This is a genomic window from Corallococcus llansteffanensis, assembly GCF_003612055.1.
In the GTDB taxonomy this organism is placed as follows: Bacteria; Myxococcota; Myxococcia; order Myxococcales; family Myxococcaceae; genus Corallococcus; species Corallococcus llansteffanensis.
In genome coordinates this window covers 1-3809 of the sequence record NZ_RAWB01000772.1, presented here as the reverse complement: position 1 = coordinate 3809, position 3809 = coordinate 1, and the positions used below count along the sequence as shown (strand labels likewise).

4 protein-coding genes are annotated in these 3809 nt (G+C 73.0%); all 4 read left to right on the top strand.

Annotation, left to right across the window (positions count from 1 at the left end; translation table 11 throughout):
* Window positions 1-139: 139 nt before the first annotated feature.
* The 4 genes from D7V93_RS39895 (at window position 140) to D7V93_RS39880 (ending at window position 3736) form a co-directional block, all read left to right on the top strand.
* The gene (locus tag D7V93_RS39895; protein WP_120648265.1) at window positions 140-1039 is read left to right on the top strand and encodes a hypothetical protein; all 900 of its coding nucleotides are present in this window, start codon (window positions 140-142) and stop codon (window positions 1037-1039) included.
* Between the two features lie 5 nt (window positions 1040-1044).
* Complete coding sequence (locus tag D7V93_RS39890) at window positions 1045-1425, top strand: hypothetical protein (protein ID WP_120648264.1); 381 nt, start codon at window positions 1045-1047, stop codon at window positions 1423-1425.
* Window positions 1426-1456: 31 nt separating this feature from the next.
* On the top strand, window positions 1457-1999 hold the full coding sequence (locus D7V93_RS39885; protein ID WP_147451591.1) for a hypothetical protein: 543 nt from the start codon (window positions 1457-1459) through the stop codon (window positions 1997-1999).
* A 393-nt stretch (window positions 2000-2392) separates the two neighbouring features.
* A complete protein-coding gene (locus D7V93_RS39880) occupies window positions 2393-3736 on the top strand; it encodes a DHA2 family efflux MFS transporter permease subunit (protein WP_244237793.1) in 1344 nt (447 codons plus the stop codon).
* The last annotated feature ends 73 nt before the right edge of the window (window positions 3737-3809 follow it).

The window sequence follows — 3809 nt, the reverse complement described above, 5'->3', positions numbered from 1 at the left end:
CCCTGGGGTCGTCCTGACGCCTGCCCACCCCCCGTGACGCACCCTGCCTTGAGCGGCGACCGGCCGCCCGGTACCCCTGCGTGCGCTTCGATTTCCAAGAAGATGTTTTCCGCGTGGTCCTGGCCGGAGGGTGAAGCCGATGCGCAAGGCACTGGGTGTTGTCGCGGCGTTGCTGATGTGGGGCTGTGGTGGCGCGGGGCCTGACGTCCCGGCCGCCTCCCCGAAAGGCCCCGACGGGCTGACGGTCCAGTCGGAGGCGGGCGTGACGCAGGGCACGTGGGGGCACGACGGACAGTCGGTGTCCTTCGCCTCGCGGGAGGTGGAGCCCGGGGTGTACCGGCTGGAGGTGCGGCTGGGCGGCCTGACGCTCACGGGCCTGCTGGACCCGGCCTCCGGGGTGTCCACGCTGGACGGCTTCGCGGAGGCGAACGCGCAGGACACGCAGGTGGTGGACGCGGACCGCGAGGTGCTGGCGGCCTTCTACCAGGCGCTCAACCAGGGCCTGCCCGCGGGCGACGCGGCGGCGCCGGAGGCCATGTACCTGCGGCGCGCGGTGGGCATGTGGGCGCAGCAGCCCACGAGCGTCACGCTCAAGCGCACGGTGATGGGCGAGCAGGGCCGCGGCTACACGATGCTGTGCAGCTACGCGAAGTGCGGAGGCAAGAACACCGGCAGCTGTGGCGGTGTGTACAACTGGTACTCGTACGCGAAGCACGACTGCAACAACGGCGGCTTCGACAATGCGCGCAACCAGCAGATCGCCCAGCTGGGGGACCATACGAGCTGCAGCGGTGACGAGTACTACCTGAACGGCAGCACCTGGGCGTGCGGCGAGCCGGACCACTGGTCGCGCCCCAAGGTGATGGGCAACTGCTTCGGCCGCTGCGGCGGTGGCTGCGGTGGCGACACGCAGTACACGGTGGACGCGACGAACCACGACGGCTGCGTGCGCAACGGGCACGTGCTGGCGAGCGGCTACTGCGACGACCAGTTCGTGTCCGCGACGGACGACGAGCTGTTCGCGTCCAACTGTTACTGAGGCGGATGGGACGCGCGGCGCGATACGCGGCGGGGGCGGCGGGGCTGTGGCTCGCCGCGCTCGCCTGCACGTCCACGTCGTCCTCGAAGGCGGAGGCCGGGGAGGCGGTGGTGCGCCGCTTCTTCCAGGCCCTGCCCTCCGGGGACTGCGCGGTGCTGGGCCCGCTGCTGGTATCGGGCGAGGGCCTGCCCTCGTGCGAGGAGTCCGTGCAGGACCTGCGCGCGCACGACCTGCACCTGGTGGACGTCGTCGAGGCGAAGGTGGATGGACGCGATCCGGACGCGGTGCTCGTGCGGGCGCGCGTGGCCCAGGGAGGCAAGGAGCGCGCGGAGCCGTTCTTCTTCCGGGTGGAGCGTCAGGCGGACGGGTGGCGTTTGCGGTTGTGAGGGGCCTGCGTAGGCTTGGGGGGTGCGGACGATGCGAAGCCGTGAACGGGTGATGCTGGGCGGCGCGGGCGTGCTGGTGGCCGCGCTGCTCGCCGTGGCGCTGTGGCCGGCCCGGAAGGAGCAGCCCCCGTCCGTCTCCGGAGCCACGGTGGAGGCCACCGGGCCCACCGTGGCGCCGGTGACGGCGGCGGACGTCTCGCCGAGGCGCGCGGTGCCGGTGCGGACGCCCGGGCCCGCGCGGTCCGCCGCCACGGTGGTGCCGCCGGCCCCGGGGGACGTGCCGCCGGAGCCGGAGGTGGCCAATGCCCCCGCGCAGCCGAACGCCCCCCTCGCGGAGGAGCTGCCGCAGACGGCGCGCTGGAAGCTGGAGAAGACGGAGCACATCACGTCGCTGCTGGGGCGGGACGTCACACGGCTGGAGGGGGAGAAGCAGGAGGCCCGGGCGCGCGGGGACAAGGCCCGCGTCGAAGAGGTGGACGCGCTGCTCCAGCGCCACCGCGTCCGGTTGGACGAGCTGCGCGAAGAGGCCCGTACCCTGACCGAAGCTGCCCGGAACGAACCGCCGGAGCCTTGATTCGGGGACGCCCGCCTGCCCGCCCTTCAGGGGGCCGGACGCGCTGCTCCCGCGTCACCGCGCCCGGTGGGCGGAGCTGCGCGAAGAGGCGCGCACGCTGACCGAAGCCGCCCGGAACGAGCCGCCCGAGCCCGATTCGGCGAACCTGTCCGACTGTCCTACAGGTTGCCGGACGCGACCTGCCCAGGGGAGGGTGCCTCCGTGGCGCGCCGTGAGCATGCTCGCTTCGGATTCGTGAGGTCCCCGGCCGGGCGTGCGTGACAGGCACGGCGCGGCATGCGCATAGAAAAGGCCGTGTCCGTCTCCACCGCGACCGCATCCACCGGGTCTTCTGGCTCCACGTCCACCCGAGGCTCCCGGCTGGCATCCATCGCGGTGGCCAGCGCGTTGTTCATGGAGTTCCTGGACTCCACGGCGCTGTCCACCGCGCTGCCCACGCTGTCCGTGGCGTTCGGCACGGACCCGGTCCACCTCAAGCTCGCGCTGACGTCGTACATCCTCGCGCTGGCGGTGCTCGCGCCCGCGAGCGGGTGGATCGCCGACCGCTACGGCCCGCGCCGCGTCTTCATGGGGGCCATGGGCGTGTTCCTGCTGGGCTCCGTGCTGTGCGGCTTCTCCCAGTCGCTCGCGCAGCTGGTGCTGTTCCGCACCGTGCAGGGCCTGGGCGGCGCGCTGATGACGCCCGTGGGCCGGCTCATCGTCGTCAACGCGGCGCCGCGCGAGAAGCTGGTGTCCGCGATGAGCTGGTTCACCATGCCCGCGCTCATGGGGCCGCTGCTGGGCCCGCCGCTCGCGGGCTTCATCCTGGGCGTCGCGGACTGGCCGTGGATCTTCTTCATCAACGTACCGGTGGGCCTCTTGGGCATGTGGGCCGTGGCGCGCTTCGTGCCCGCGCTGCGCCAGCCGGACCCGGGCCCCTTCGACAAGAAGGGCTTCGCGCTGGCCGTGGTCGCCATCACGACGCTGATGGGCGCGGCGGAGACGCTGGGCATCGGGCTGGTCCCGTGGCCCGCGCAGTTGGGCATCACGGTGGTGGCCCTGGGGGCGGTGGGGGCCTACGTGCGGCACGCGCTGCGCACGCCGCGCCCGGTGCTGGACCTGCGCCTGTTCCGGGTGCCCACCTTCCGCGCCAGCATGGTGGGCGGGGCCCTGGTCCGCATCGGCCTGGGCGCGACGCCGTTCCTCTTGCCGCTGCTGTTCCAGGTGGGCCTGGGCTGGGGGCCGCTGGAGGCAGGGCTCGTCACCATCGGCACGGGGATGGGGGCCTTCGCGTGCAAGCCGGTGGCGCCCGCGCTCATCCGGCGCGTGGGCTTCCGCAAGACGCTCGTCGCCTCCAACCTGCTCACCGCCGCGCTGACGGCCGTGCCCGCCTTCTTCCGCGCCGGCACACCCATCCCGTTCATCATCGGCACGCTCATCTTCAGCGGCTTCATGCGCTCGCTGCAGTTCACCGCCACCAACACGGTGGCGTACGCGGACCTCCCCCGGGAGTCGGTGAGCAACGCGTCCACGGTGGCGGTGGTGACGCAGCAGATGGCGCTGAGCGTGGGCATCAGCTTCGGCGGCCTGATGCTGCACGTGGCCCGGGGCGGCGGGGACGTGCGCCTCACGCCGGACCGCTTCCTGCTGCCCTTCCTCGCCATCGGCCTCGTGTCGTCGCTGGCCGGCCCCCTCTTCCGCCGGCTGCCACCCGACGCGGGCGCGCACATTGGTGGACGGAGCGCGGCGCGAGGCTGAAAGCCGCGCCGTCCCCGCCGTCCGCCAAACGACGCTTCCGCGCACGCAACGCTTCCCCGCTGACCCCCTCCGG